Source organism: Thioalkalivibrio sp. ARh3, assembly GCF_000377265.1.
GTDB lineage: Bacteria > Pseudomonadota > Gammaproteobacteria > Ectothiorhodospirales > Ectothiorhodospiraceae > Thioalkalivibrio > Thioalkalivibrio thiocyanoxidans.
In genome coordinates this window covers 11477-33996 of record NZ_KB897952.1, presented here as the reverse complement: position 1 = coordinate 33996, position 22520 = coordinate 11477, and the positions used below count along the sequence as shown (strand labels likewise).

General features: G+C 65.2%; 41 protein-coding genes. 16 read left to right on the top strand and 25 right to left on the bottom strand.

Features of this window, described 5'->3' with window-relative positions:
- Positions 1-20: 20 nt before the first annotated feature.
- The 23 genes from C995_RS0111770 to C995_RS0111655 form a co-directional block, all read right to left on the bottom strand.
- Positions 21-980: a hypothetical protein gene (locus C995_RS0111770; protein WP_018865122.1), complete on the bottom strand. Its 960-nt coding sequence runs from the start codon at positions 978-980 to the stop codon at positions 21-23.
- Positions 970-1167 carry a hypothetical protein gene (locus C995_RS0111765; protein ID WP_018865121.1) on the bottom strand — a complete coding sequence of 66 codons (198 nt, stop codon included), beginning with the start codon at positions 1165-1167 and terminating at the stop codon, positions 970-972. The genes C995_RS0111770 and C995_RS0111765 overlap by 11 nt, the downstream gene beginning before the upstream one ends.
- On the bottom strand, positions 1164-3254 hold the full coding sequence (locus tag C995_RS0111760; RefSeq protein ID WP_018865120.1) for a hypothetical protein: 2091 nt from the start codon (positions 3252-3254) through the stop codon (positions 1164-1166). Before C995_RS0111760 ends, C995_RS0111765 begins: the two co-directional genes overlap by 4 nt.
- Positions 3254-4774, bottom strand: coding sequence for a hypothetical protein (locus C995_RS0111755; protein ID WP_018865119.1), 1521 nt, complete (start codon positions 4772-4774; stop codon positions 3254-3256). Before C995_RS0111755 ends, C995_RS0111760 begins: the two co-directional genes overlap by 1 nt.
- Entirely contained in the window at positions 4771-5349 is a 579-nt protein-coding gene (locus C995_RS0111750) for a hypothetical protein (protein WP_018865118.1), read from the bottom strand. The genes C995_RS0111755 and C995_RS0111750 overlap by 4 nt, the downstream gene beginning before the upstream one ends.
- On the bottom strand, positions 5342-5689 hold the full coding sequence (locus C995_RS0111745) for a RyR domain-containing protein (protein ID WP_018865117.1): 348 nt from the start codon (positions 5687-5689) through the stop codon (positions 5342-5344). The genes C995_RS0111750 and C995_RS0111745 overlap by 8 nt, the downstream gene beginning before the upstream one ends.
- Positions 5689-6093: a Gp49 family protein gene (locus C995_RS0111740; protein WP_018865116.1), complete on the bottom strand. Its 405-nt coding sequence runs from the start codon at positions 6091-6093 to the stop codon at positions 5689-5691. Before C995_RS0111740 ends, C995_RS0111745 begins: the two co-directional genes overlap by 1 nt.
- 365 nt (positions 6094-6458) lie before the next feature.
- Entirely contained in the window at positions 6459-6701 is a 243-nt protein-coding gene (locus tag C995_RS0111730; RefSeq protein ID WP_018865114.1) for a hypothetical protein, read from the bottom strand.
- Positions 6702-6733: 32 nt separating this feature from the next.
- Complete coding sequence (locus tag C995_RS0111725; RefSeq protein ID WP_231362429.1) at positions 6734-7300, bottom strand: hypothetical protein; 567 nt, start codon at positions 7298-7300, stop codon at positions 6734-6736.
- Positions 7284-7514 (bottom strand): hypothetical protein, encoded by a 231-nt coding sequence (locus tag C995_RS0111720; RefSeq protein WP_018865112.1) that lies wholly within the window; start codon positions 7512-7514, stop codon positions 7284-7286. Before C995_RS0111720 ends, C995_RS0111725 begins: the two co-directional genes overlap by 17 nt.
- Positions 7511-7993: a hypothetical protein gene (locus C995_RS0111715; RefSeq protein ID WP_018865111.1), complete on the bottom strand. Its 483-nt coding sequence runs from the start codon at positions 7991-7993 to the stop codon at positions 7511-7513. The genes C995_RS0111720 and C995_RS0111715 overlap by 4 nt, the downstream gene beginning before the upstream one ends.
- Positions 7980-8315 (bottom strand): nuclease domain-containing protein, encoded by a 336-nt coding sequence (locus C995_RS0111710; RefSeq protein WP_018865110.1) that lies wholly within the window; start codon positions 8313-8315, stop codon positions 7980-7982. Before C995_RS0111710 ends, C995_RS0111715 begins: the two co-directional genes overlap by 14 nt.
- Positions 8312-8764: a hypothetical protein gene (locus tag C995_RS0111705; protein ID WP_038081069.1), complete on the bottom strand. Its 453-nt coding sequence runs from the start codon at positions 8762-8764 to the stop codon at positions 8312-8314. Before C995_RS0111705 ends, C995_RS0111710 begins: the two co-directional genes overlap by 4 nt.
- On the bottom strand, positions 8761-8985 hold the full coding sequence (locus C995_RS14255; RefSeq protein ID WP_156015516.1) for a hypothetical protein: 225 nt from the start codon (positions 8983-8985) through the stop codon (positions 8761-8763). Before C995_RS14255 ends, C995_RS0111705 begins: the two co-directional genes overlap by 4 nt.
- A gap of 313 nt (positions 8986-9298) precedes the next feature.
- Positions 9299-9508 (bottom strand): hypothetical protein, encoded by a 210-nt coding sequence (locus C995_RS0111695; RefSeq protein WP_231362428.1) that lies wholly within the window; start codon positions 9506-9508, stop codon positions 9299-9301.
- A gap of 8 nt (positions 9509-9516) precedes the next feature.
- Positions 9517-9897: a hypothetical protein gene (locus C995_RS0111690; protein WP_156015514.1), complete on the bottom strand. Its 381-nt coding sequence runs from the start codon at positions 9895-9897 to the stop codon at positions 9517-9519.
- An 8-nt stretch (positions 9898-9905) separates the two neighbouring features.
- Positions 9906-10136, bottom strand: a complete 231-nt coding sequence (locus C995_RS0111685; RefSeq protein ID WP_018865105.1) for a hypothetical protein — start codon at positions 10134-10136, stop codon at positions 9906-9908.
- Positions 10136-10465, bottom strand: coding sequence for a hypothetical protein (locus C995_RS0111680; protein WP_018865104.1), 330 nt, complete (start codon positions 10463-10465; stop codon positions 10136-10138). The genes C995_RS0111685 and C995_RS0111680 overlap by 1 nt, the downstream gene beginning before the upstream one ends.
- Positions 10465-10767, bottom strand: a complete 303-nt coding sequence (locus C995_RS0111675; protein ID WP_018865103.1) for a helix-turn-helix domain-containing protein — start codon at positions 10765-10767, stop codon at positions 10465-10467. Before C995_RS0111675 ends, C995_RS0111680 begins: the two co-directional genes overlap by 1 nt.
- Entirely contained in the window at positions 10764-11057 is a 294-nt protein-coding gene (locus C995_RS14100) for a hypothetical protein (RefSeq protein WP_026279089.1), read from the bottom strand. The genes C995_RS0111675 and C995_RS14100 overlap by 4 nt, the downstream gene beginning before the upstream one ends.
- 4 nt (positions 11058-11061) lie before the next feature.
- Positions 11062-11910, bottom strand: a complete 849-nt coding sequence (locus tag C995_RS14095; RefSeq protein WP_081618900.1) for a YdaU family protein — start codon at positions 11908-11910, stop codon at positions 11062-11064.
- Positions 11911-12036: 126 nt separating this feature from the next.
- Positions 12037-12255, bottom strand: coding sequence for a hypothetical protein (locus C995_RS0111660; RefSeq protein ID WP_231362427.1), 219 nt, complete (start codon positions 12253-12255; stop codon positions 12037-12039).
- A 68-nt stretch (positions 12256-12323) separates the two neighbouring features.
- Positions 12324-12629 (bottom strand): YdaS family helix-turn-helix protein, encoded by a 306-nt coding sequence (locus C995_RS0111655; RefSeq protein ID WP_304412330.1) that lies wholly within the window; start codon positions 12627-12629, stop codon positions 12324-12326.
- Between C995_RS0111655 and C995_RS0111650 the strand changes: the two genes are divergently transcribed.
- Together C995_RS0111650 and C995_RS0111645 are read left to right on the top strand one after the other, a co-directional pair.
- Positions 12628-13539: an XRE family transcriptional regulator gene (locus C995_RS0111650; RefSeq protein ID WP_231362426.1), complete on the top strand. Its 912-nt coding sequence runs from the start codon at positions 12628-12630 to the stop codon at positions 13537-13539. The two genes, C995_RS0111655 and C995_RS0111650, sit on opposite strands and share 2 nt — an antisense overlap.
- The gene (locus tag C995_RS0111645) at positions 13536-13769 is read left to right on the top strand and encodes a hypothetical protein (protein WP_018865097.1); all 234 of its coding nucleotides are present in this window, start codon (positions 13536-13538) and stop codon (positions 13767-13769) included. The genes C995_RS0111650 and C995_RS0111645 overlap by 4 nt, the downstream gene beginning before the upstream one ends.
- On the opposite strand, the gene C995_RS0111640 is transcribed toward C995_RS0111645, so the two are convergent.
- Positions 13770-13988 (bottom strand): hypothetical protein, encoded by a 219-nt coding sequence (locus C995_RS0111640; protein ID WP_018865096.1) that lies wholly within the window; start codon positions 13986-13988, stop codon positions 13770-13772.
- A gap of 149 nt (positions 13989-14137) precedes the next feature.
- On the opposite strand from C995_RS0111640, the gene C995_RS0111635 reads away from it, so the two are divergent.
- The 14 genes from C995_RS0111635 to C995_RS0111560 all read left to right on the top strand — a co-directional run bounded on the left by C995_RS0111635 (position 14138) and on the right by C995_RS0111560 (position 21093).
- On the top strand, positions 14138-14338 hold the full coding sequence (locus C995_RS0111635) for a hypothetical protein (protein WP_018865095.1): 201 nt from the start codon (positions 14138-14140) through the stop codon (positions 14336-14338).
- Positions 14339-14447: 109 nt separating this feature from the next.
- Positions 14448-14693 carry a hypothetical protein gene (locus tag C995_RS0111625; RefSeq protein ID WP_018865093.1) on the top strand — a complete coding sequence of 82 codons (246 nt, stop codon included), beginning with the start codon at positions 14448-14450 and terminating at the stop codon, positions 14691-14693.
- Positions 14690-14887 (top strand): AlpA family transcriptional regulator, encoded by a 198-nt coding sequence (locus tag C995_RS0111620; protein ID WP_018865092.1) that lies wholly within the window; start codon positions 14690-14692, stop codon positions 14885-14887. Before C995_RS0111625 ends, C995_RS0111620 begins: the two co-directional genes overlap by 4 nt.
- Positions 14888-14901: 14 nt before the next feature.
- Positions 14902-15885 (top strand): recombinase RecT, encoded by a 984-nt coding sequence (locus C995_RS13615; protein ID WP_196800154.1) that lies wholly within the window; start codon positions 14902-14904, stop codon positions 15883-15885.
- Positions 15882-17558 carry a lambda-exonuclease family protein gene (locus C995_RS0111610; RefSeq protein ID WP_018865090.1) on the top strand — a complete coding sequence of 559 codons (1677 nt, stop codon included), beginning with the start codon at positions 15882-15884 and terminating at the stop codon, positions 17556-17558. Before C995_RS13615 ends, C995_RS0111610 begins: the two co-directional genes overlap by 4 nt.
- A gap of 371 nt (positions 17559-17929) precedes the next feature.
- Positions 17930-18106: a carbon storage regulator CsrA gene (gene csrA / locus C995_RS14090; RefSeq protein WP_018865089.1), complete on the top strand. Its 177-nt coding sequence runs from the start codon at positions 17930-17932 to the stop codon at positions 18104-18106.
- Positions 18106-18537, top strand: coding sequence for a single-stranded DNA-binding protein (ssb, locus tag C995_RS0111600; RefSeq protein ID WP_018865088.1), 432 nt, complete (start codon positions 18106-18108; stop codon positions 18535-18537). The genes csrA and ssb overlap by 1 nt, the downstream gene beginning before the upstream one ends.
- Entirely contained in the window at positions 18537-18809 is a 273-nt protein-coding gene (locus tag C995_RS13610) for a hypothetical protein (RefSeq protein ID WP_018865087.1), read from the top strand. Before ssb ends, C995_RS13610 begins: the two co-directional genes overlap by 1 nt.
- Complete coding sequence (locus tag C995_RS0111585) at positions 18809-19258, top strand: hypothetical protein (RefSeq protein ID WP_018865086.1); 450 nt, start codon at positions 18809-18811, stop codon at positions 19256-19258. The genes C995_RS13610 and C995_RS0111585 overlap by 1 nt, the downstream gene beginning before the upstream one ends.
- The gene (locus tag C995_RS0111580) at positions 19248-19505 is read left to right on the top strand and encodes a hypothetical protein (protein WP_018865085.1); all 258 of its coding nucleotides are present in this window, start codon (positions 19248-19250) and stop codon (positions 19503-19505) included. Before C995_RS0111585 ends, C995_RS0111580 begins: the two co-directional genes overlap by 11 nt.
- A complete protein-coding gene (gene dut, locus C995_RS0111575; protein ID WP_018865084.1) occupies positions 19495-19986 on the top strand; it encodes a dUTP diphosphatase in 492 nt (163 codons plus the stop codon). The genes C995_RS0111580 and dut overlap by 11 nt, the downstream gene beginning before the upstream one ends.
- Positions 19986-20399: a hypothetical protein gene (locus C995_RS0111570; protein WP_018865083.1), complete on the top strand. Its 414-nt coding sequence runs from the start codon at positions 19986-19988 to the stop codon at positions 20397-20399. Before dut ends, C995_RS0111570 begins: the two co-directional genes overlap by 1 nt.
- Positions 20396-20866: a hypothetical protein gene (locus tag C995_RS0111565; RefSeq protein WP_018865082.1), complete on the top strand. Its 471-nt coding sequence runs from the start codon at positions 20396-20398 to the stop codon at positions 20864-20866. The genes C995_RS0111570 and C995_RS0111565 overlap by 4 nt, the downstream gene beginning before the upstream one ends.
- Entirely contained in the window at positions 20863-21093 is a 231-nt protein-coding gene (locus tag C995_RS0111560) for a hypothetical protein (RefSeq protein WP_018865081.1), read from the top strand. Before C995_RS0111565 ends, C995_RS0111560 begins: the two co-directional genes overlap by 4 nt.
- Here C995_RS0111560 and C995_RS0111555 read toward each other — a convergent pair.
- The gene (locus C995_RS0111555; protein ID WP_018865080.1) at positions 21077-22264 is read right to left on the bottom strand and encodes an integrase arm-type DNA-binding domain-containing protein; all 1188 of its coding nucleotides are present in this window, start codon (positions 22262-22264) and stop codon (positions 21077-21079) included. The genes C995_RS0111560 and C995_RS0111555 overlap by 17 nt on opposite strands.
- Positions 22265-22520: the final 256 nt, after the last annotated feature.

The window sequence follows — 22520 nt, the reverse complement described above, 5'->3', positions numbered from 1 at the left end:
TCGGTTACCTCGTTTCAGAATCAGAACTCATCCCAAGCCGACTCGAAATCGTCTGCCTTCCGCCGGGGCGGGGCGGACGACCGAGACGGCACCGCACGAGCGTTTTGCGCCTTCTGACGCTGGCGTTCATTGCTCGGGGCAGGCTTGGCCGGGTTCGCAGTCTTGTACTGGCTCAGCAGCTGGTTCACCTGTGCGGCGGAACCGTTCTGCACGACCTGTCGCATGGCGGGCTGCAGGTAGTCCGGCTGCGAATCAATCCAGTCCAGGAACTCATTGCTGGCCGCAATCTCGGACGCATCCGGATGCTCGGCCAGGATCGCCTGCTGGTGCTGAAGATCCGCAGCCTCCTTCTGTGCCTGCTCAAGCGGGGTCAGGCGCTGCTCCAGGCTAGACTGCGCCTGCTGTGCCTGCTCCGCGGCAATCTGCCGCGCTCGCTTTTCGACGAAGGTAGCCAGGTCGTCTCCGAACTCCTCTCGGAAACGCTTCAGCTCCTCGTCGCTCTCGGTGTCAGTATCCTGCTCGGGGCTGACTCCGCCGGGAGACTGCGCCGCATCGCCGCTCGCCGCCTGACCGCTATCCGTCCCCGGGGCGGTGGCGCCTTGCTGCAATCGCTGGCGCAGTTCCTGGTTTTCTCGCTCGAGACGGGCGCGCTCTCGGGCTTCCTTGCTCAGCCGTCCGTCCCAGCTTTTCATCTTCTGCTCGGCTGCTTCGAGCCGGCGCTTCAGTTCGTCGGGGTCGGGCTCCTCGCCCTCGCCTTCGCCCTGCTCGCCCTCTTGCTCGTCGGCTGCCTCGCCGGATTCATCCTCGCCCGCTTCTTCTCCGGGCTCGTCCGCGTTCGCTTTGTCCTCGGCCTCGCCGCGGTCGTCTTGACCTTCCAGCTCGGCTTCATCGGTCTCCTGCGTATCCTCGGCATCCGCCTCGGGCGCGGTGGTTTGGGTGTCGTCGTCTTCGTCCCAAGCGGACTCGAACTCATCCTTCATTGGATTCCTCCAGTTTTCGTAGTTGGTCCCGCACCTCTATGGCGCGGCCTTGCCATCGCTGAAAATCGTCGGGGCCTGCGGTTACCAGGCGGTCACTGACCCACTGGAACTGAGCCTCCAGTGCCTCGCGGTACGCCTTGCGGGTGCGCGGATCGGCCTGCAGACAGGCGGCGAACTCGGGCGTCACCGCATGCCTCCCATAGCGCGCTCCTGCATGCTCATCTGCGCATCGGCCACGCCGACCTCGGTTTCGGCCTGCGTCTTGGCGGCGCGCGCCTGGGACCACTGCGCATCGGCCTGGGCCTTGATCGCCTGCGCCTCGCGCCACACGGCTTCGGACTGGACCTTCATCTGGTCGAGCTCCAGGCGCATCTGCTCCAGCTGTTTCTCCAGCTGCTGTTCCTGCTGCTGGGCTTCCATCTGCTGCGCGTGTTCTTCGGGCGTCAGCATCAGGTCGTCGTCGGCCAGGTCATGTGCGGCCAGGCGCTGGCGCAGCAGCTCGTCCCACTTGATCCACTGGGCATCCGGCAGGCCGGCGGCAGTCATGGCGAACTGGTCGAGCTTGTTGGCGCGCATGGCCTTCGCCACCAGGGCGGAGCTGCCGCGCGCGTCCACGTCGTAATCGCCCTTCACCGCGTCGTCGTCGCCGATCTCCATGTTCCAGGCGTACAGCGCCCGGATGAACGGCTTGGTGATGCCGTCGTCGAAGTTGCGCGCGAGGGTCTTGAGCTCGATATTGGCCGCGTCCATCAGCATGGACAGGCCGGCCGCAGTGCCCTGGGCGCCGGATGTTCCGGTGCCCTGTCCCTCCAGGTACGACGGCACCGTGTGCTCGTGGACCCATCCCTCGGCCAGCTGGATCAGGTTCAGGTACTCGCCCATGTGCGAGCTGATCGGGATCTCACGCACCGCCGGGTACGCGGCCTCCTGTCCCGTGCTGTTGCGGTAGAAGATCCGGCGCGGATACACCGAGTCGGCCTTTTCGCCCGGCGCCATAGCGGCCATGTTGACCTCCAGCACCGGGCCGCTGGCGATCGCCGCGTTGTCGAGCATCGCCCGGGTGCTGGCGCCCAGCATCCGCTGGTCGTCGCGCATCAGACTGGGAACGCCGTGCGCGAACAGGCTGGTGTCGTCGCCGACATCGAACTGGAACGCATGGAACGGGTGATGCTTGCGGCCCGGGGCCGGGCTCAGCACTGCCTTGATCACATACGGCCCCAGCAGCCATACGTTGGCCCAGACCTCATCGACGGACTCCAGCGATTCCTCGTCGGGCAGGACCTCCATCAGATCCTCGACGGGCACCACGCCCCAGAACTCCAGCACCTCGTAGCGCCCGGAGCCGTTGGCATCCACCTGGGAGCGGTAGCCGAGGGCGCGCAACTCCACGTCTTTGCCGCGGTCGAGCATGTCGCCGTTGCGCACGGACTTGACGTATTCCAGGATCGCCTCGCCATCGAAATCGGGGCGCTCGGCCAAGTCGATCAGGTCATGCCGGGGCATCGGGTGGCGCTGGTAGACGTAGCGCACGTCGTGCCAGTCGGTCGCGCTCATGTCTGGGTACACGTCCCAGACGGCCACGCGCTCGAAGTAGGGTTTGACGATCTCCTGTTTCTGCTCGGCCCAGCCGCCCATGCCGTCGGGGACGTAGTGCGGCTCATAGCGCACATCGACCAGCGGGCCTTTCAGCAGGCCGGTGCCGTAGATGCAGGCGCTCAGGATTACGCCGCCACCGGCGATCTCCGCATAGCGGCCATCCTGCAGCTGCGCCTCCATCTTCTCTTTCATCAGGTCGCAGCGTTCCTCGACGATCTCGCGCTGCAGGGCTTCCACGTCCAGCGGCTCGGGCTGCGGGGGCTCCTGCCCCTGCTGCATCGCCTGCATATGCGCCATCTGTTGCTGCTCCTGGTGCTGCTGGAGCATCTGCTGCAGGCGCTGCGCGTCGTCCGGGCGCAGGTTCGGGTGCTTCGGCGGCCGGATCGTCCAGTTCGCGTCCTCATTGGCCGGGAACAGCAGGTCACGCAGGCGCGAGGCGATCGTGGTCACCTTCTTGCGCGTGGCCGGCGGGAACACCTTGGAGCCCTCCATCCGGGCCTTTTCCTCCTCGGTGTACTCGCTGCGGTACTGGTACAGGTCGTCCAGCCAGCGCCGCTCGGTCTCCTCCCGCTCGGGCACCGCCTCGGTCTCCCACTGCGCGCGCAGCCTTTGACCAATACGGGTCATCCGGCGCCGGAGTGCTTCCGGCGTCGTGTTGTCCTCGTCGTGTGCTTCCATCAGTACCCCGCGGCGGATGCCGGTCGGTATTCGCGCTGTGCGATTACGTGCGGTTGCTGCTGCGCCATCACCGGCTCAGCGAAGGTCAGCGCCAGCGCATCGCCCTTGTCGGGGCTGGATACGCCGCGCTTCGCCATGTCCTCTTTGCGCTCCAGCCACATGCGGCCAGAGCTGTCGTGCCCGTGCTGCGGAGCCAGCAGGTCGGTCTGCAGGTCGGCCTGGTTCGGCACGCTGACCGCGCCTCGCGCAAACCACTCCTTCATCTCGCCCCACATCTCCGAGCGTTTGTCCTTGTACTTGTCGCGCTCCCGGGCGCGGCCGCCAAACTGGACCTCGACCACGTTGGGCACGCCCATCTCGCGCAGCCGGTCCACCACCGAGGCGCCGTAGCCCCCGGAAGCGTCCACATGGATCGCGTCAGGCTTGTGCAGCTTCACCACACTGGCGACCCAGCCGGCCACCGCCATCAGGTCTGGCTCATGCCGGGCCGAGACGAAGTGCGCGACGCGACCCTGGCGCAGCGCGAGCGCCGAGCGGTCCTTGCCTTGGCGGGCCACGTCCACGCCCAGCACCTTCGGCCCAGACGGCTGGCTGGCCTGGCTCATGGCGCGAACCACGTCCTCCGGGTGAATCAGCGGCCGGGCATTCGGCACCTGGAACGCCTCAGCCGGGATCGCCGGGTATTCCTGCTTGAACAGCCAGGCCTCGCCGCCGAACTCGGTCTCGATCTTGTTGCGGCGCCACACCATCTGCTCGATCTCGAGCCCGTGCAGCGCCTGATACTCCTGCTCGTCCTGGCTCAGCTCGAAACCGGCCGGCACCGGTGACCGGTACTCCTTCTGCCAGAACCACGGGATGAAAACGGGGATGAACTCCGATGCCCCGCGCTCGGCCTGCTGCCAGAGCTCGTGGAACATCTCCCCGACACCGTTTGCCGTGGTCTCCAGAATGATCTCGGTGCCTTCGCCCGCCTCACCGGACGGCACCGCCTGCAGCACGCCCGCCATGTGATCGCGCTGGTTCGGCCACCAGGCGACCTCCGATCCGTGGAAATACTGGAGCGTCCCCGACCGGCCCGTGCCTTTCGTCTTGGCCGTGCCGACCTTGTAACCGGAGTCCAGCCGGTCGAAATACAGTTCGGTTGCCGAGGCGCGCTGCGCTCTCGGCCTGAGCGGCACCGGGCAGTTCTCGTGATACCTCTTGGTCATCTCGAACAAGTTGCCAGTCGCCGCATCCTCGTGCGTGAGGATGAACGCCCGCTTGCCCCAGCCACCGGTCGTCTTCCAGTAGTACCGGCCCTGAACGTAGGTGGACACTCCCTGCTGCCGACCTTTGAGCGCCAGCGCACGGACTTGCCCCGTCGCCGCCAGCTGCTCCTCCAGCTGCTCGTGCAAATACATCTGCGCGTCATTCAGCTTGAACGGCCCGACACCCTGCTTCCCGCGAATCGTCAGCGCCTTGCGCGAGTACAGCGGGAAGTCGCCCCGCAGCCTTCGCAGGGCCTCGAGCTTGTCGCTCATTCGTTCAGCAGTTGCAGCAGATCCTCGTAGGCATCACCGCTGCCCTGCTCGTCCAGGTTGAACGCCTGGCGCTCCAAGGCGACCAGCCGCTGCATGGACTGGCTCAGGTCACGGATCGTCCCGGCCCGGCCCGGAAGGCTCACCGCACGGCGCACCGCGTTGGCGGCCCGCGCATCCATGTCGTCAGCGTCGATCCGCTGCTCGGCCAGCTCGCTCAGCAGCTCATGGTGCTGACACTCTGCCTTGAGCTCGCCCAGCATCATCTCGACGATCTCGCGCCCGTCACGAATATCGCGCCGGTGCGTCTGGATCACCTGGCTGCCGACCTTGGCGGCCTCCTCGACGATCTCCTCATCGCTTGCGTTGGGCCTGCGCAACTCCTCGCGCAAAGCCTGGCTTCGAGCCTGGCGCCGTACCTCGTCGCTCAGGTCTCGGGTCCAGCCGTGCTTCTTGGCCCGTGCCCGGATCGCGCCATCGGTCGGCCCGTGCTTCTTGCCGATCTCGCGCAGGCTCAGCTGCCCGGCCTTGTAGTCCCGGGCGATCGCCTCCCAGTCGTATTTCTGGCGCTCAGCCATGGTGAGGCTCCAGCGCCGAAACGACGGCCGAGAACAGCGCGTCCTTGGCCTGCTGCTCCTCCGGCAGTTGCTCATACGGCACCATGCACGGGTGCGTCTTGGCTTCGGGGTCTTTCTCCTCGCCGTACACCCAACCATCCTCGGCCTTGTGCCGCATCCAGCTTTCGTGCGACTCCTCCGGTGTCAGGTCACGCTCCAGGTGCGCGATCACTCCGGCTACTGCCGAATCACGCTGCCATTCGGGCGCGTCCTCCCACGTTGGTTGCGAATCGTCACCGATACTCAGGCAGTAGGCGCGGTTCGCCTCATGCGCAACGCGCGCGATGTCCTCGTAGCTCATTACGACGCCCGCAGACCGTTGCGTGCCCAGGCCAGCACAAAGCCGAGGTAGGCCCACACCTGGTCGCGCGCCTTCTCCATCGCGATTTCGGTGCCCACGCTCTCGTCATAGTTGTCCGGGTCCACGCACGCCGACTCCTCGATGATTGAGAAGCCCGAGCGCAGCTGCAGGCGGACGACGGTATGGTTGCCCATGCGGCTGATCTCAACGCCGCCGTCCATGTTCTCCAGCGCATCCCCGGTGATCCGCGTCGGGTCGTCGCCCAGCCCCAGGTAGTGCGCCTCGAACACGCGGGCCGGGCTCCACGACTCGTAGCCGTCCGGGTACACCACGCGGTAACCGGGTTCGCCATCGCGCTCCTGCGGCTCCGCCTGGACCTGCTTCACACCGATATACGTCTGCATTGCTGCCTCCGAGTATCCCCGTCACCGAGGGCTCAAACGAAAAAGCCCCGGGCGCAATGCCTCGGGGCTTGTGGACCCAGAACGAAGAAAGCCCCGGGGCGCTATGCCGACGGGGCTCTCTGACAGTTCGGGTAGTTTGGATTCAGGTTACGCAATCCATCAGCGTTGGTCAACTGGTGGTCGGTGATTACGCTCGAACATCGCCATCTGATCTCTCGCAATCTGCTCAGCCCTCTTGGCTACCGCAAGATCAAGCGCATCATGGAGGTCCGATATGGAAAACCCCTCCTGCCCGAGACACCCTTCCAGCATCGTCACCAGCTGGTGAAACTTCGGGTCGTGCATATACCTGTAACGCGCATCACTCACGACTCACCGCCTTGGGCTGGCGACACCCTTACAAACGTAGCACTGGTCTCCGGGCCCTGGCCTTCAACCTCCAGTTTCCCACCACCCTCAAGCGTGACGATCAAGCGGTACATGCGCTCGATGTCCTCGCCATCGACAACCTCGACAGACTCAATGCGCTGCCCCACCAGAACATTCCGCAGGCCATCCAGATCTTCGCTGCTCGGAAACTCGGTATCTACCCAGCCGTCGATCTTCATCCCACCTCCTCCTGTCCCATCTTGACCCAACTCTACACCGGCACGCCCTTAGCCCGCAGCACGTCCAGAAACTCCCGCTCGCCGCGCTCCACCCATGTCGCCACCACCTGCTCGGCTGCGTCGATCAGCGCCTTGGGCCCGGGGCCGTCGATCGCCTGCCGGGTGACTCCCAGTTCCCGGGCATAGGCGCCCCGCGGTGCCACCTTCCATCCATGCCCGCGCTGCCGGGCCCGCATCACTGCGACCGCCCCGATCGTCTCGAGGTAGTCGCCCTCCCGGCGCCGGCCGGCCAGGTGCTTGCCCAGGTAGTCGCCTACGAACGCCACCAACGTCTGCAGGCCGCCAGAAGGCTCCGCCCCGTACACCGCGCGGTAGGCCTCCCGAGCCCGGTGGTCGCCCACCTCGCCCAGCGCCACCAGGATGGTCTGAGCGCAGTCCTGGATCTCGTCCCATGAAACTTGCCCGGCCCCGCCGACCATCTGTGCGTAGATCCCGCGGCACTTCACCCGTGCCAGCTGCTCCTCCGCCCACTGCAGGCAGTGCTCGCCGGATTTGAACCGCAGCCCGCCGAAGCCGCATTCGTCACTCATCATCGCCATCGCACCCATCCTGCTGCTCCCGAAGTAGGTAGTCGTTGATCTCGCACACGCTCAGGCCGTTTCCGGCTCTCTGCTCGGCCCATGCGTTGTTGAGCCGGTGCCGCATGTCTTCCGCGTACTGCCGGTCGGCCTGCACCATGAGCCAAGTCTTGATCGCCAGCGGCTCCATCGTCGCGACCATGCCGGCTGCCTGGCGGTCGCGGTCGTCATTCACTCAGGCGCTCCTACGCCATAGCGCCCAATCAGCAGCGCATCGGCCAGGGCCTGCCCCTTTCCCTTGGCGTCCAGCGCCCGCAACCCGGGGTACAGCTGAACCGCGCGCGATCGTGCCGCGTCCTTGTCACTCCCGATCAACCCGGCATGCTTCTTCCATCGCTGGGGCGTCACAAGGGTGAGCGGGATTCCCGCACCGGCGACCACGCCCTCGACCAGGCCCGCGGAATGCCCGAACGAGAACGTGCTGGCCACGCCCTGCTTGGGCATCGACTGAACCCGCTCCAGGAATGCGTGCGCGATCTCACCGGACTGCTGCAGCCAGTGGGCCACCGCAGCCCCGTTCACCCGGTTGCGGCTGCCAATCTTGATCGTAGGCATCAGCAGGTGGTCGATATAGCCGCCGTCTGCATCCAGCAGCGCCAGGCACCCGGTCGCGCCAGGGTCAATCCCGAGGTACAGCCGATCAGAACTCGTCATCGCCCACCTCCCTTCGCGTGCTTTCTCCGGAGTGACGAATCAATCCCATGCGCACCAGTCGTCCCCGGGTCTCCTGGCTGGCTCGGATCCAGGACCACAGAATGTCCTCGGTGCTCAGGTGCTCGGCCGCAGCCCGTCCGTCGACCACGTCGTGACAGTTGGCACAAGCGAATGAGCCGTCGATGTCCGCCCCCTTGAGCGCCATACCGCCATTGCAGATCGGCGGGTGCGCCAAGACCGTCGTGCCGGGGTCGCCGCTGCACACACCCGGCAGGCGCAGCGTGCAGGTCTGGCCTCTCGCGGCCTCGCGGATCGTGCTCATGCCACCGCCCTCGACCGAGCGCCCAGGTTCGGGTCCGTCAGGAATACGCCCTGCTCGCTCAGGTGCTGGTACACGCGCTCCAGGTACTCGGTCTTCTCGCGCACCGTCATCAGGCGCGTCACCGGAAAGTCGATCGGCTCACGCATGATCTCGATCTTCTTCTCGTAGGGGAGCGGCTTCACCGTCGCGTCGTACTGCGCCCGGAAGTCCTCGTGCGCATCGCGCAGCAGGGGCACACCGACGCGCAGCTTGAGGTAGGCTCGGATCGCCTCGGGCTCGTCGCCCAGCTGCTCGGCCGCCTCGTTGATCCACTGGCGCTGCAGGCGGTTCTGCTCGACGCTGCGCTGAGCTCCAGCCCGCACGGATACCGTCATCGGCAGATCGCGGCCCTGCAGCAGCCGGATCAACCGCTCGCGGTCGGCCTCGGTGCGGATCACATGCGCACTCACGATGAACACCCCGGCGTCAGGTCCATCACGCGCATGCTCGGCTGCTTCGTCTCGGGCTGCGAACGCCGGGCCCGAAGCCCTTTGCGCGCCAGCACCCGGTGCGGCTCCCTGGACTGCCGAAGCCGGTCCCGGGCCCGCGCCGGCGTTACACCGGTCAGGTCCGCAATCTCGCGCGCCGTCCATTCGCTCCCGTCAGTGAGTCGGTATCGTGTGAGGCTCATTCCGCATCACCGTTGTGCATCCAAAAGCACCCTGCGCACTTCGCGTCCTGGTGAGGCTGGTCGTGCCCGCACTGGACCACGGCCCACTCCGTCCGGTGGTCGCGCATGATCCTGCGGCCGTCTCGCGACCAACCCACCTGAACCTCGTGCTCCGACACGACGGCTTCGCGCCGCGGATGGTTGTGGCAGTCGTACACCGCAGAACCAGCCGGCCCATAGTCTGCCGGGCCATAGTCTCCGCAGCAGTTCGGGCACCCGTGCTTTCCGAGATCCGAGGGGAACCGGTGCCCGCATCCGCACAGCATCCACTCGCTCATGCCACGCCCCCTCTGCGCGCCCGCGTCAAGTCATGCTTGAGCTGGTCGATTTCCTCGTGCGCCTCCTTGAGCATCAGGCGCTGGATCTCCGCCAGGTCGTTGGCTTCATCCAGCCGCTCGCCCAGGTTCAACGCCAGCTCCTGCCACTCCTGAAGCGTGCCGCGCTGACGATCCACGCGACTGCGCAGGTTGAGCCTTTCCGCCATCCGCCCCATTACGCCCGCACCTCGTCATCGAAGCTCGGCGTGCCGTCCAGTTGCAGCCGATGATCCGGCAGGTGCCAGCCGAAGTCGCGCAGCTTGTGCCGGTTGCCCCGCAGCACCTCCTCGGCGTTGCGGCTTTCGCGCAGCCGGACGGTCATCTGCCCCTGGCTGATACCGGCCATCTTCGCCAGCTGCGCACTGGTGCCGCGTGTGCCGTCACTCAGCTCGTACACAGGGACCGAGGGCCGGGGCTTGGCGAACACCACCGAAGGGTCTCGCGAGCTGCGCAGACGGCTCCTGGCGCATTCGCGAGTGATCCCCGCCTCGCGCGCCACGTCGCCCACCGTCACGCGCCGGCCGCCCGTCAGGCGATACTCGCGGGTATCTTTCACGCCGGGCTTCATGCCAGCCCCCGCTTTCTCAGGCTGTCGTGGATCTCCTGGCAGTCGATACAGCGACCGCGCCCGATCTTGGCCCGGGCGGTGTTCTCGTTTCCGCACTGCGGGCAGTACGCGGTGTCGCCATCCCACTCCGGGGCTGGGCTCTGGTCGGCTGCGCGGGCTGCCTCAACAGCCTGATCGCGAGCCCGGCGCTCCTCGCGCTCGGCCATTTCGTATTGCCATTCGTCCATCAGGCGTCCCCTTCCGGCGGATTCTCGAGAGCGATAACCAGGCGCTCGAACTGCTCCAGCCTGCCCCTCAGGGCGATCTGCTCCACACGAAGGGCGCGCTCAATTTGATCGCACTCTCTCAGCGCTTCATCCACTGCTCCCCGGTAGTACGCCACACCCCAGCCGCCGTAATATCGGCGGCACTGGCCTTTCGGTCGGGATTGCTCGATGTAGCGCCGAACCTGATCCGCAAGCCGATCCATGCGCATTGGGTCAACCCCCCGAGCGTCCGAGTAATCTTCCATCGAGTCCAAAGCCTCAAGCGCCTCTTCTTTTGTCACGTCATCCATCACGCCACCCCCTTCGGCCACCAGGTCACGCCGGGGCGGCCGGTCACTGGGTCCGTGCGAGGATCGCCGCGCTCGACGAGGCCGGCGGTTTCGGCTTCGCTCAGGCGACGGCCCAGCATGTGACGGTCCAGCTCGGTCAGGCGGGCGAGCTCCGAGCTGTTGACACCGGGGTGCTCGCGAACGGCTTTGGCCGCGATCAGGATCTGCGCCTGACGTGCGCCGCTCTCGGTCATGGACCGCTCGGCGATTGCGCTGGTATGGGGGTCGGTAGGCCGGCTGGCCGGTGTTTCGATTCGCATCATGCTGCACCTCCGATGATTCTCTTCATCGCGCTCAGTTCGTCCAATGCTCGGGCGCGGTTTTCCTCTGTCTTCGGCCCTGGCAGCATCTTGGCCTTGTCCACCGTTCCGCCCCGGTAGTACTGCGGCGTGTAGTCCAGGCCGAACTCGTTCTTGCCAGACTTCCTGCCAATGCAGGCATCGCGGAACTCGGGTAGCGTCGGGGGCCACTCGCTATCCCAGGTCTCGAGCCCTTGCTGGGTCTGCTCCGGCGTCATGCCCTGCAGGCCTTCGGCCCACTCCTGCACCGCCACGCGCTCAATGCCCTCGATAGCCGACGTCCAGCGGTGGCCGTACCGCGCCTGAAACTTGCGGAACAGTGCCGCCACCCACTGACTCGGCAGCGGGCTCCAGTCCGTTTCGGATGATGTCGTCGAGGGCGTCGGCGACGCGCTTTGTTCGGCCACTTGGCTGGCCAGATCGCTGATGGCTTTCATTGGCGTTTCCTCGGTTCTTTTCCCAGGTGCGCACGGCGGCTTTCCAGTCGCGCATCTTGTTCTTGCCGACCATCCAGCCCTTGGCCTCGTAGAAATCCACGAACTGCTGGGGATCGACATGGTTGCCACGCTCGCGGCAGTACTCGGCGACCTGATCGACTGAAGGCGGAGTGAACTTCGCGCGCCTTTTTTCACCAGGGCGATCCGAAGGATTCGCCCCATGGTTTTTATTGGGTACTGGGTACTGGGTTACTGGGTTACTGGGTAGCATTGCGTTCGCATTGCTTTCGCTATGCGTTCGCATTGCGCCTGTATCTTTCTGCGACTTTCGGGGCTTAACTTCTTGTTTTTCCTTGCCCCACCGCTTCTGCGCGGACTCCCTGGCCTTCTCGGATTTCTCGTAAATGGCCTCTAGTTCCCGCTTGCATCGGGCGTGTTCGTAGCCCTCATCCGTCAGCGTGAAGAAGTCCTCAAGCACTGCGCACAGGGCTCGCTCCTCGTCCGCAGTGCGAACGCATAGCAAACGCATAAGGCGCGACATATCCGAAGGCAGGGGGGATTCGCTCAGGTAGTACAGGTCGATCGCCTGGCGATAGATGCCATGCTCCAGCAGGGACAGGTGCGACGTGTCCTTGCGGTAGTCGCCAATGTGGTGGCGGTAGTGATTCATGCCAGCGCCCTCGGCGCCGGTATTGAAGTCATCCTGATCTGTGCCATAATCCCCTCGTGAGTTGATAAAGCCCCGGCACTTGGCCTTCCCCGCCAGCCGGGGCTTTTTTGTGCCCGTGTCGCGGGACTATTCCCGCCCTTCCGAATCACGGGCGCCCACGGCAAGCTGCAAGACATGGAAATGACCGCGGGTGTGGGTCGTCAGAGCGACCCGGCAATACTCGCTAAGGGAGTAGCCATGTACCGCAGCCAGGGCAGCCAGTTCCGACTTCACGTCTTCCGAGACGCGCACCTTGATTTCCTCGGTGGCTTTGCCGGCCGAGGTCCGGCTAATCGACCGGCTCATGTTCGGGTCCATCATCGTTGTGCTCCTGCAGTGCGAGCCGGGGTGCCCGGCCCGGTTGAGATTTCGGGTCAGGCTGCGTCGGAATCGGTGCCGAAGATGTCGGGCCGAAGCTCGTTTGCGGGGATGCCTGTTGCCCGCTCCATGGCTCGGCACCGCTCGGCCGGGATCACCCCGGTTTTGAGCCAGTGCCAGACGTGCGCCTGACGGACCTTTCCGCCCATGCGACGCGCGAGCTCAGACTGGTTGCCGCCACAAGCGGCCAGGGCTTTATCGATTGGTCTGTCCATGACCAAAACAATACAGACCAGTTTGTATTCCGTCAACAGCGGCATGTGTGCGACACAACACCAAACCGTTTGTAGAATCGAGCGCATGGAATCTTTCGCAGAACGCATGCGCCGAGCTCTGAATGCATCAGGGCTGACGCAAACCGAGCTCGCCAATAAGGCGGGGGTGAAGCAGCAGACAGTCCAATACCTGTGCAGCCGCGGGAAGGGCTCGCGCCATACGCATGCGCTTGCAAAGGCAATGGGTGTCTCGACTGATTGGCTGGAGACCGGGGCCGGATCGATGGGGCGCCCAGAAGATCACAGCAGCACCCTTGGCTCAGCGGCCAACGACGCCATCCAACGTTTCTTGCGGGACTTCGACCCCGATGAATCGGAGCACGATCAGCTGCTGCAATTCGTCGAGGGACTTCCGGGCGGCACGTATGGCGCACCCTTCGCCACGCCATACGACATGGAGGACGTGCTTGACGAACACTTCCCTGGTTGGCGAGAAGGTAAACATAGCGGCAGCCCCTACGCTGTAGCGGATGCTGGCGCAGAGGTCTACGCTGTTCCGACGGTGCCGAAGGCCAGGAGAATTCCGGTGATCGATTACGTGGAGGCCGGCGCCCCACGCGAGATCGTGGACGCATACGAACGCGGCGACGGGCACCGGCACGAATGGCTGGATCCCGTTTCGGCCGAGGTCATGGGGCCCCACACCTTTGCGCTCGAGATCCGGGGCCGATCCATGGAGCCGGAGTTCCGAGAGGGAGAGATTATTTTCGTGGACCCGGACGCCTGCGTGCGGCCTGGCGACGTGGTGGTGGCCAAGGTCAATGGCGACACCGAGGCAACGGTCAAGAAGTACCGGGATCGCGGGCGCGACGAGCTGGGGCACCCTGTCTACGAGCTGGTCCCGATGAACCCCGACTATGCGAGCATCACCATTGACTCATCGAACCCGGGCACATTGATCGGCCCGGTCGTCCAGCACAAACGGAATCTACGATGACCGACGAGCCCCTGTTCTCCCGTAGCGGACGCACCCTGCCCCGCGACCTTGGCCCGAATGACCACACCGCCAAGGTGAACCTTCCCGAACAGCTCTATTGCGACCTGTCGGCCCTGGCCGCGATCGAGGGCAAGGGTTTGTCCGAGTACCTGGGGGACCGCTTGATGGAGTTCACCTACGGCGAGATGGAGGCCGTGCGGATTCGCACGAACCGCTCCAGCCGGCCCTGATCACCGGGCGCGCACAACCTTCCCACAAAGCCGTTCCAGCGCCATTATCTCCATGGCCCCGCCGCCCGGGTAGTTCTCCAGCACGCACTCATCCACCGTTCGGTAGGACCCCTCGCGACTCTCCCAGGCCGCGCCAAGTATTATCCCCGCCACAAAGGTCACGCACGCTGCAATCAGCGTCGCCAGGGTGACCTTTGATGCTCGCTTTTCTCCGCTCATTCCTACCCCTCCCTGATTTTCCCTGAATCGTAGCCACATCGCGCCCTGCTGGCCAGTCCGGCTATAGGGACAAAAAATACAAACGCCCCTGTTGACTTCCGTTACAGATTAGTCTGTAATTGATCCAACGACACGGACGGAGCCACGTCATGCAAGACGCCAACTTCACCCGCGACATGCTCGCGACGCTGCAACAAGTCCATGGGGTTGGCGACATGCCTACCGGAGCGGTCGCGCTCCTGGTCTCCCGTCTGGAATCACTCAAGAAACCCACAGACGACATCACCTTGGGCGAGGTGCGCCGTGAGCTCTGCGCTGCGCAATCACAGTGGCAGGAGCGCGAGAAATGACCCCTATCGAGACGGCCATGGCCCTTCTGCTCTACGTCGCCCCGTTCATCGCGGTATTCGCCGTGCTGGCCGGAGTCGCCGACGCCATCGAAGCCTGGAGGAACCGCAAATGAGCTACCCGTGCATCACCCCCTATATCTGGAACCTCGGGCCGGAAGACGACACCGAGCGCGACGAGCTCGAGGCCGCGAAATCGGAAATCTCCAGCGACAGCGTGGCGCTGCTGGAAGTGATCCGCGATGGCGACTGGGACAAGACGGTGGACGAGCTCATCACCGAGGCCGCCGAAAGCCGCATCGCCAACCGCAAGCAGCTCGCTGCAGAGGATGAGGCCGAGCGGAGGGCCCTGGCATGAAGCAGGTCCAGCCCGAGCTACTGCGGCAGAGCGACGTGCTCCGAATGACCGGCCTCGGCCGCACCACGCTGTACCGCCTGCGCCGCCAGGGAGAGTTCCCGGAACCGCGCGCAGTAGGTGGCACCACCACTATCGCCTGGCGCCGCAAGGACGTGGAGGCATGGATCGACAACCTGCCGTCGGCAGGCGAATGACCACGGAGGACAACATGAACCGAGACAACCACCACCCGAGCCCGATGCAGCAGTTCCGCAATTCGATGCAGTCGATGCGGAGCGAGATCGCCAAGCAGCTCCCGAAAGAGATCGACCCGGACCGCTTCATCCGAACGGCTATCACCGTGGTCGGCATGCGCCCCGATCTACTCGAAGCCGACCGACAGAGCCTGTTCGGCGCGTTCATGCTCTCCGCGAAGGATGGCCTGCTGCCGGATGATCGGGAAGCGACGATCCAGATTTACAACACCAACGTCGGCAACAGGCAGAACCCGCAGTGGGTGAAAAAAGCGCAGTACATGCCGATGGTGGGCGGCCTGCTGGCGAAGATGTACGAGTCCGGCGCGAAGTACATCGACGCTGCTGCGGTGTACGAGAAAGACCATTTCCGTTTCGCCCGCGGAGACGAGCCACGCATTGAGCATGAGCCCTACCTGGGCGCAGAGGACCCGGGCAACGTGATTGCCGCCTACGCCATCGCCAAGCTCTCGAACGGCGAGATCAAGCGCGAGGTGATGCCGCGCCGCGACATCGAGAAGATCCGGGAGGCATCGAAGTCCAGCAACGGCCCGGGCTGGACCAACTGGTACGACCAGTTCGCTATCAAGGGCGTGCTCAAGCGCCTGTACAAGCAGATGCCACACCAGAACGACACGCTGCAAAGCGTGATCGAGCACGACAACAACGCCATGCAGTTCCAGTTCGACCAGAAGGGCGCGCTGGGATACGAGCAGCAGGAACCCGAGCCCCCCGCCCTGCAGCACCTGACCGACGACGAGTTTCAGCAACAGCTGAACGCCTGGGCCGGCGCGATTGATTCCGGGCGCATGGATGCCGAGCAGGTAATCAGCATGGCCGAGACCCGCTGGCAGCTCACCGACGAACAGCGCCATGCGATCCGCCAGGCCGGCAACACCGACGAACCCGAGGCCATTGACGGTGAATGGCTGCGCGAGAACGAGGGAGAACCCGCATGAAGATCCTCAACGTAAAGCAGGGCAGCCAGGAATGGCTGGACATTCGAGCGAAGCACCGCACGGCATCGGACGCCCCGGCCATGATGGGCGTCTCCAGCCACACCAGCCGGAAAGAGCTGCTGAGGCAGAAGGCGACCGGCGATACCCCGGAGGTTTCGCCCCAGCTGCAGCGCGTGTTCGACAAGGGCCATGAGGTCGAGGCCAAAGCCCGCCCAATCATCGAGGGCCGCATCGGCGAGACCCTGTTCCCGGTCACCGTGGTGGACGACGACGGCTACCTGCTGGCGTCCCTGGACGGCCTGAACATGGAAGGCACCACCATCTGGGAGTGCAAGCAGTGGAATGCTGAGAAGGCCGGGGACGTGCGCAACGGAATCGTTCCCGATTGCGACTACTGGCAGGTCGTCCAGCAGCTGCTCATCACCGGCGCGCAGCGGTGCATCTATACCGTCACCGACGGCACCGACGAGGGCACGATCAGCACCAGCGTCCAGCTGGACCCGGAGGACGCCGCCAAGTTGCTCGGCGGCTGGCAGCAGTTCGACGCCGACCTGGCCGAGTACCAGCCGCGCGAACGCAAGGCCGAAGCCACGGGCAGCGCACCGGGCACCCTTCCCGCCCTGCATATCGAGGTCAGCGGTCAGGTCTCCGCCTCCAACGTCGAGGAGTTCCGCGAGGCGGCCATGGCCGTGATTCGCGGGATCAAGACCGACCTGCAGACGGACCAGGACTTCGCCGATGCCGAGGCCACCGTGAAATGGGCCAAGGACGTGGAGACCCGGCTGCAGGCCGCCAAGGACCACGCGCTGTCGCAGACCGAGGACCTGGACCGCCTGTTCCGCACGATCGACGACATCCGCGAGGAGACGCGCAACACCCGCCTGAACCTCGAGAAGTCCGTGAAGAACCGCAAGGAGGAGGTTCGCTACGAGATCAAGAAGGAAGCAGTGGACGCAATCATCGCGCACTACGCCAAGCTGAACGCCGGGCTGCCCGACGGAATTGATCTGGCGACACCCCCGGAAACAGGCCAGACCATTGCTGACGCGATGAAGGGCAAAAAAACCGTGGCGACTCTACAGGACGCCGCCGACGCGGCCCTATTCGACGCCAAGATGAAGGCCAGCGCCACCGCTGAGCGCGTGCGCGCCAACGCCAAGCGCCTCGACGAGATCGCCGCCGACTACCCGACCCTGTTCCCGGATCGCCTGCAGCTGGTCCACAAGGCGCCCGACGACATGGAAGCCGCGGCCAAGGCACGCATCGCGGATCACGTCAAAGCCGAGCATGAGCGCCGAGAGAACGACGAGCGCGCCCAGCAGGCCAAGGAGCGCCACGAATCCGAGGAGGCTCAACGACGCGAAGCAGGCAAGTGCGACGGCAATCACGGGGGGCCGCCATGCGCCGACCCGGAGTGCTGGAACGACGAGCCGCATACAACGCATTCCAATCCGGACCCGGACGCGCCCGCCACGCTCAAGATCGGCGACATCACCGCGCGCCTGGGACTGACGCTCAACGGCGACTTTATCGAGTCAACCTTGGGCATCCCGGCTGCCGAGAAGAAGGGCCGCGCCGTGCTGTACCGCGAGCGGGACTTTGACGCGATCTGCGACGCCCTGATCCGGCATATCGCCTACGTCCGCGACTCGGAGCGCTGCGAGGCGGCATAACCCCCCCCCGCGGAGACCGGCCGCAGCCCACCCCGCGCCTGCCGGGGTCCGGTCAAGCAGGCACTTTTACCGCGGCATGCGGGGTGTGTTCTGCGCAGTTGGGGAGCGTAGATGGCGAGGTCAGGGGGTCCGGGATAACCGGCGGGCTGGTGAGAGGCCAGCCACTGACAGAGCACACCACCGGATGGCGCGGCGGCGTGGAAAGCAGACACGCGTCCAGTGCGAAGGGTGCAGCACTTAAAACAAGGCATCTGTGCCGTTGGCAGCGCGGGGACACGACAGGCGAAAGCCGGTGACGAGCCCTGAATCAGCCACAGCCGGAGTAGCGACCGGCCCGCGCCATCCACCTATTCAACCAGGGAGACGGAAACATGCTCATTTTGAGTCGCAGACCCGGCGAGCGCCTACTGATCGGAGACGAGATCGAAGTCGAGGTGCTTGGGGTCAAGGGCAACCAGGTACGAGTCGGCATCACAGCGCCGGACGACATGCGCGTCGACCGCGAGGAAGTGCGCCGTCGAATCGAACAGGAAAAGGAGACGAACTGATGGCCCGTGGAGTCAACAAGGTAATTCTGCTCGGCAACCTGGGCCAAGACCCGGAGCGCCGCGAGACCCCGAACGGCGTGACCGTAACCAACCTTCGCCTGGCCACCAGCGAGCGGTGGAAGGACAAGAACAGCGGCGAAGACCGCGAGGAAACCGAGTGGCACCGGATAGTGATCTTCGGGAAGCTAGCGGACATCGCGGCCCAGTATCTCGCGAAGGGCTCGCAGGTCTATCTCGAGGGCAAGATCCAAACCCGCAAGTGGCAGGACCAGAGCGGTAACGACCGCTACAGCACCGAGGTCGTGGCCCACGAAATGCAGCTGATCGGCGGCAAGGGCGGCGGACAGCAGCCGCAGCAGGCCCCGGCGCAGACCGGCGGCGGTCCGCTGGACGACGACGTGCCGTTCAGTCCGGTGCGGGGGATCGCGTGATGGGTGACACGAGCGAAGCGCAATACCTGGCCGAGATCGGGGAGCACGAGCGCGAAATGGAGCGCACGCAGCGCGCCGGGATCAAGCACGCATACGCGAAGGCCAAGGCCGCCAAGACCGGCGAGCAAATCGCCTGCCCGGCGTGCGGCAAGGCGCAGCGCAAGCGGTCGTACCAGCATGCGTTCTGCGGACAGCGCTGCAAGGACTGGTACTGGAACCGCGCTGACGAGACTCGCATGCAGCGCGCGATCGCATATTCAGGAGGTGCGTGATGGGCGCCCCGGAGAAGATCGGCCCGACCGCTGGCCTCGACACTGCCGGCGCCATGGACCCGAACCACATCCAAGACGAGGACTGGCCCGGCCACATGAGCCCGTCCGTGGTCGAGTGCCCCGCAGACGACAAGAGCGCCCCGTGCTACCTGCGCCGGGCCGCTGCCGAAATGCGGGACCGCGCCGCCAGTCGGGATACGCCGGAAGGTGAGCGCAGCATGGGGCGGTGCGTCGCGGGCTTCAACGCGATCTATGGCGACATGATCCGCCGACGCATCGCGGAAGGGCTGGACCCGATCAGCGAGACGATGGGTTGGCAGTTCCAGGCCACGCTCAAGATGTCGCGCGCTGCGGGCGGCGCCTACCGCGAGGACGATTACACCGATCAGGTCGCCTATTCCGCGCTGGCTGCGGAGTGTGCGGCGAAGGAAGAGCCCTATGAAAGCTGATGCGAAGGTGAACTGGCGACCGCACACAGAGCGACCGGATGCCGAGCGCCCCTTCTCTGCGGTTCTGGCCTATGCCGACGACATATTCGGGCACTGCCTGTCCGGCAAGCTGTGGACATGGCAGCCGAGTAAAGGCCGGTGGGTATCCGAGGCCGGAGACCTGATGCTTGTATCCGAATCATTCTGGTGGCTTCCCGAGGAGGAGCTACTGAGCACAGTACCGAAGGAGACGGCCCATGCAGATTGACCTCAAGATCCTGGACCCGCGCATCGGCACGGAGTACCCGCTGCCCGCGCCGGCCACCGAGGGATCGGCTGGCGTGGATTTGCGGGCGATGGTGGATCACGAACTGGAGCTATACCCCGGTGACTGCGAGCTGATCTCAACCGGGGTCGCAATCAACATCGCCGACCCGGGCTACGCCGCAATGATCCTGCCCCGCTCCGGGCTGGGCCACAAGCATGGGATTGTGCTGGGCAATCTGGTCGGCCTGATCGACAGCGACTATCAGGGGCCGCTCATGGTCTCTGCGTGGAACCGTATTCAGGAGGTCCGATGGAGTACAGCGGGCCCAATGCCGGACGCGGACCCGTTCCTGATCAACCCCGGCGACCGCATCGCCCAACTGGTGATCGTCCCGGTGATCCAGCCGCAGTTCCGCGTGGTCGAGGAGTTCGAGGCCAGCGAGCGGGGCGGCGGTGGGTTCGGGTCTACGGGAGGTGCGTAATGGACGAGAAACACAAAGGCCCGCACTGCGCGGGGTACTGCGAGGGCGCGGCATACCAGATCGAGATCGAACGCCTGCGCACGGAGAACGAGCGGCTGCGGCAATCCCAGCCGGTGCCGGAGGGGTGGCGCGTTGACTTGGAAGGCACTGGCCACGTCGTCATGCGCGCGCCCAATGGCAGCTTTGCGGTGATCGGGCCTCCCGAGCATGAGGAGGCGCGATTGAGCGTTGTGTCCGAGTTTCTTTCGGCCATGCTCGCCGCCGCGCCGAAGCCGGAAGCCCACACTGTAAAAGATTCCCATGTGGCAACCGTCTCGTACAACCTAGTAGCAGCAGAGCACGAAGGTGCCATCCGGGAAAAGTTGAAGGAAATGGGATGGACTCCGCCCAATACGGAAGGGGGTGCGTCGTGAGCCGCTACGCAGCCCAAACGGACGTAACCAGCGACCGCAGCCGCGCGGAGATCGAGCGGATCTTGCAGCGTTACAACGCGAGTTCGTTCATGTATGGCTGGGAAGGCGATCGCGCAGTCGTGGCGTTCCAAATGAATGACCGCCGTATCCGGTTCGACCTTCCAATGCCGGATCGCCATTCGCACCTGTTCACCGAGACAGATACCGGCCGCGCCCGAAGCGAGAGTGCAGCCCACAAAGCATGGGAACAGGCCTGCCGGCAACGCTGGCGCGCGCTGGCCCTGGTTATCAAGGCGAAGCTGGAGGCGGTCGAGAGCGGCATCACGGAGTTCGAGGGAGAATTCCTGGCACACATCCAACTACCGGATGGCCAGACTGCCGGGGCCTGGATGCGGCCGCAGATCGAGCGCGCGTACCAGACCGGCGAAATGCCGGCGCTGCTGCCGGCACCAGGGGGTCAGTCGTGACCCGCCTCAACATCGGCCACTACAAGCACGTCATGCAATGCGCCGAGGCCGGCCAGACCGAGCGCGGGGCGGCGAAGTCCCTGGGCGTCTCGGTCCACGAGCTGCGGCGCTGGCTGGACACGTACACCACCGGCGAGATCCGGTTCCAGAATGCACCGAAGCCCAGGGGCGAGCCGAAAATCCGGCGCGTTGGCGGGTTCGCGGTGCCTGTCAGCCGGGGCGCTTGAGGTCGTCCAGCCAGTCAGCCCACTCCTGCAGCATGTCTCGGCGCCGGTCGTACCACTGCGCCCGGTTGTAGGCCCGCCCGTGCATGTCGCGCACGCGGTGGGCCAGCTGCATTTCCACGATCTCCACCGGCCAGCCAAGACGCTCCACCAGGATCGTGCGCGCCACTGCCCGGAACCCGTGGCCGCTCTGCTCAGCGAAGTCGATCCGGCGCAGGGCCGCATTGATCGTGTTCTCGCTCATGGGGCGGCCCCGGCCACGCATCGACGGGAACACGTACTCGCTGCGGCCGTTGAGCGCGCGCATCTCCTCGAGGATCTGCAGCGCCTGGCGCGGTAGCTGCGTCAGAAGCGGGTCACCGTCCTTGGACGGCTGGAAGTGCCAGACCTCGCCCTCCAGATCCGACCAACGCATCTGGCGAAGCTCGCCCGGCCGGCAGAACAGGATCGGCGCCAGGCGCAGCGCGCCGCGCACCGTGGCCGTGCCGCTGTAGTCGTCCATTGCGCGAAGCATGGCGGCCAGCTGGTCCAGATCCAGTACCGCCTTGTGGTGCTTCACCCTGGGCGAGCGGAGCATGCCTTTCAGATCCTGGGTCACGTCGCGCTCGGTTCTCCCGGTCGGGATGCCGTAGCGCATAACCTGCCCGATCAGCGCGCGGACCCGGTGAGCGGTATCCAGACGCCCCTGCCGCTCAGGGACGCGCAGCGCCTCCAGCACCTCGCCGGCGGTCAGCTCGCGCACTGGTCGGCGCCCCAGCAGCGGAAACGCATAGAGCTCCAGGCGGCGCAGGTTTCGTTCTGCATGCTTCTGTACGGTGTCGTGCCGGTGCAGGGTATCCCACCACTCACGCGCCAAGCCCTCGAACGTATCCTCGGCCGTCTGCACGTTCGCCCAGCGCCGCGCGCGCCGGTGCGCCACAGGGTCCACGCCATCCTTGATCAGCTGCCGAGCGTCGTCCTTTGCCTCCCTGGCCTCGGCCAGCGAGACCTCGGGGTACGTCCCGATGCTGTACGTGCGCTCCTTGCCGCCAATGCGGTAGCGCAGCTGCCAGTACCGGCCGTGCTGGTTCACCACCAAGGTCAGGCCCTGCCCGTCCGCCAGCTTGAATGCCCGGCCTTCGTACTTCGAGCGCTTCACCTGGGCCGCGGTGAGCTTATGGGTAGCGTGGCTCATGTGGGTAAAGGATCCGTCCTTGTGGGTAGTTACCCACAACACTACCCACATCTACCCGCAACTGTCACGCACCATCTGAAACAAGGGGAAACAAAGGAATGGCTCTGTGAGGCCAAAAAAAGGGGCGTATGGAACGCCCCGGAACACGGAAAAACAGGGAAATGGAGGCTGGGGTCTCCACCGCAATACGGATGCAAGGCATTGTCTTTTATGGATACTGCCCGGGGCGGCTCGACTTTCTACCCGCACTTTTACC

What these genes read in the sequence shown, in the direction of transcription:
- C995_RS0111755 (WP_018865119.1), bottom strand. Translation starts at nt 4,774, where the DNA reads ATGAGCGACAAGCTCGAGGCCCTGCGAAGGCTGCGGGGCGACTTCCCG.
- C995_RS0111750 (WP_018865118.1), bottom strand. Translation starts at nt 5,349, where the DNA reads ATGGCTGAGCGCCAGAAATACGACTGGGAGGCGATCGCCCGGGACTAC.
- C995_RS0111760 (WP_018865120.1), bottom strand. Translation starts at nt 3,254, where the DNA reads ATGGAAGCACACGACGAGGACAACACGACGCCGGAAGCACTCCGGCGC.
- C995_RS0111640 (WP_018865096.1), bottom strand. Translation starts at nt 13,988, where the DNA reads ATGAGCGGAGAAAAGCGAGCATCAAAGGTCACCCTGGCGACGCTGATT.
- dut (WP_018865084.1), top strand. Translation starts at nt 19,495, where the DNA reads ATGCAGATTGACCTCAAGATCCTGGACCCGCGCATCGGCACGGAGTAC.
- C995_RS0111655 (WP_304412330.1), bottom strand. Translation starts at nt 12,629, where the DNA reads ATGCGCTCGATTCTACAAACGGTTTGGTGTTGTGTCGCACACATGCCG.
- C995_RS0111635 (WP_018865095.1), top strand. Translation starts at nt 14,138, where the DNA reads ATGCAAGACGCCAACTTCACCCGCGACATGCTCGCGACGCTGCAACAA.
- C995_RS0111645 (WP_018865097.1), top strand. Translation starts at nt 13,536, where the DNA reads ATGACCGACGAGCCCCTGTTCTCCCGTAGCGGACGCACCCTGCCCCGC.
- C995_RS0111740 (WP_018865116.1), bottom strand. Translation starts at nt 6,093, where the DNA reads ATGCAGACGTATATCGGTGTGAAGCAGGTCCAGGCGGAGCCGCAGGAG.
- csrA (WP_018865089.1), top strand. Translation starts at nt 17,930, where the DNA reads ATGCTCATTTTGAGTCGCAGACCCGGCGAGCGCCTACTGATCGGAGAC.
- C995_RS0111620 (WP_018865092.1), top strand. Translation starts at nt 14,690, where the DNA reads ATGAAGCAGGTCCAGCCCGAGCTACTGCGGCAGAGCGACGTGCTCCGA.
- C995_RS14095 (WP_081618900.1), bottom strand. Translation starts at nt 11,910, where the DNA reads ATGAATCACTACCGCCACCACATTGGCGACTACCGCAAGGACACGTCG.
- C995_RS0111710 (WP_018865110.1), bottom strand. Translation starts at nt 8,315, where the DNA reads ATGAGCACGATCCGCGAGGCCGCGAGAGGCCAGACCTGCACGCTGCGC.
- C995_RS14255 (WP_156015516.1), bottom strand. Translation starts at nt 8,985, where the DNA reads ATGAGCCTCACACGATACCGACTCACTGACGGGAGCGAATGGACGGCG.
- C995_RS0111745 (WP_018865117.1), bottom strand. Translation starts at nt 5,689, where the DNA reads ATGAGCTACGAGGACATCGCGCGCGTTGCGCATGAGGCGAACCGCGCC.
- C995_RS0111675 (WP_018865103.1), bottom strand. Translation starts at nt 10,767, where the DNA reads ATGATGCGAATCGAAACACCGGCCAGCCGGCCTACCGACCCCCATACC.
- C995_RS0111585 (WP_018865086.1), top strand. Translation starts at nt 18,809, where the DNA reads ATGGGCGCCCCGGAGAAGATCGGCCCGACCGCTGGCCTCGACACTGCC.
- C995_RS0111685 (WP_018865105.1), bottom strand. Translation starts at nt 10,136, where the DNA reads ATGGACGAATGGCAATACGAAATGGCCGAGCGCGAGGAGCGCCGGGCT.
- C995_RS0111650 (WP_231362426.1), top strand. Translation starts at nt 12,628, where the DNA reads ATGGAATCTTTCGCAGAACGCATGCGCCGAGCTCTGAATGCATCAGGG.
- C995_RS0111570 (WP_018865083.1), top strand. Translation starts at nt 19,986, where the DNA reads ATGGACGAGAAACACAAAGGCCCGCACTGCGCGGGGTACTGCGAGGGC.
- C995_RS13610 (WP_018865087.1), top strand. Translation starts at nt 18,537, where the DNA reads ATGGGTGACACGAGCGAAGCGCAATACCTGGCCGAGATCGGGGAGCAC.
- C995_RS0111610 (WP_018865090.1), top strand. Translation starts at nt 15,882, where the DNA reads ATGAAGATCCTCAACGTAAAGCAGGGCAGCCAGGAATGGCTGGACATT.
- C995_RS0111580 (WP_018865085.1), top strand. Translation starts at nt 19,248, where the DNA reads ATGAAAGCTGATGCGAAGGTGAACTGGCGACCGCACACAGAGCGACCG.
- C995_RS0111680 (WP_018865104.1), bottom strand. Translation starts at nt 10,465, where the DNA reads ATGGATGACGTGACAAAAGAAGAGGCGCTTGAGGCTTTGGACTCGATG.
- C995_RS0111555 (WP_018865080.1), bottom strand. Translation starts at nt 22,264, where the DNA reads ATGAGCCACGCTACCCATAAGCTCACCGCGGCCCAGGTGAAGCGCTCG.
- C995_RS0111725 (WP_231362429.1), bottom strand. Translation starts at nt 7,300, where the DNA reads ATGGCGATGATGAGTGACGAATGCGGCTTCGGCGGGCTGCGGTTCAAA.
- C995_RS0111770 (WP_018865122.1), bottom strand. Translation starts at nt 980, where the DNA reads ATGAAGGATGAGTTCGAGTCCGCTTGGGACGAAGACGACGACACCCAA.
- ssb (WP_018865088.1), top strand. Translation starts at nt 18,106, where the DNA reads ATGGCCCGTGGAGTCAACAAGGTAATTCTGCTCGGCAACCTGGGCCAA.
- C995_RS0111660 (WP_231362427.1), bottom strand. Translation starts at nt 12,255, where the DNA reads ATGAGCCGGTCGATTAGCCGGACCTCGGCCGGCAAAGCCACCGAGGAA.
- C995_RS0111730 (WP_018865114.1), bottom strand. Translation starts at nt 6,701, where the DNA reads ATGAAGATCGACGGCTGGGTAGATACCGAGTTTCCGAGCAGCGAAGAT.
- C995_RS0111695 (WP_231362428.1), bottom strand. Translation starts at nt 9,508, where the DNA reads ATGGCGGAAAGGCTCAACCTGCGCAGTCGCGTGGATCGTCAGCGCGGC.
- C995_RS0111715 (WP_018865111.1), bottom strand. Translation starts at nt 7,993, where the DNA reads ATGACGAGTTCTGATCGGCTGTACCTCGGGATTGACCCTGGCGCGACC.
- C995_RS0111625 (WP_018865093.1), top strand. Translation starts at nt 14,448, where the DNA reads ATGAGCTACCCGTGCATCACCCCCTATATCTGGAACCTCGGGCCGGAA.
- C995_RS13615 (WP_196800154.1), top strand. Translation starts at nt 14,902, where the DNA reads ATGAACCGAGACAACCACCACCCGAGCCCGATGCAGCAGTTCCGCAAT.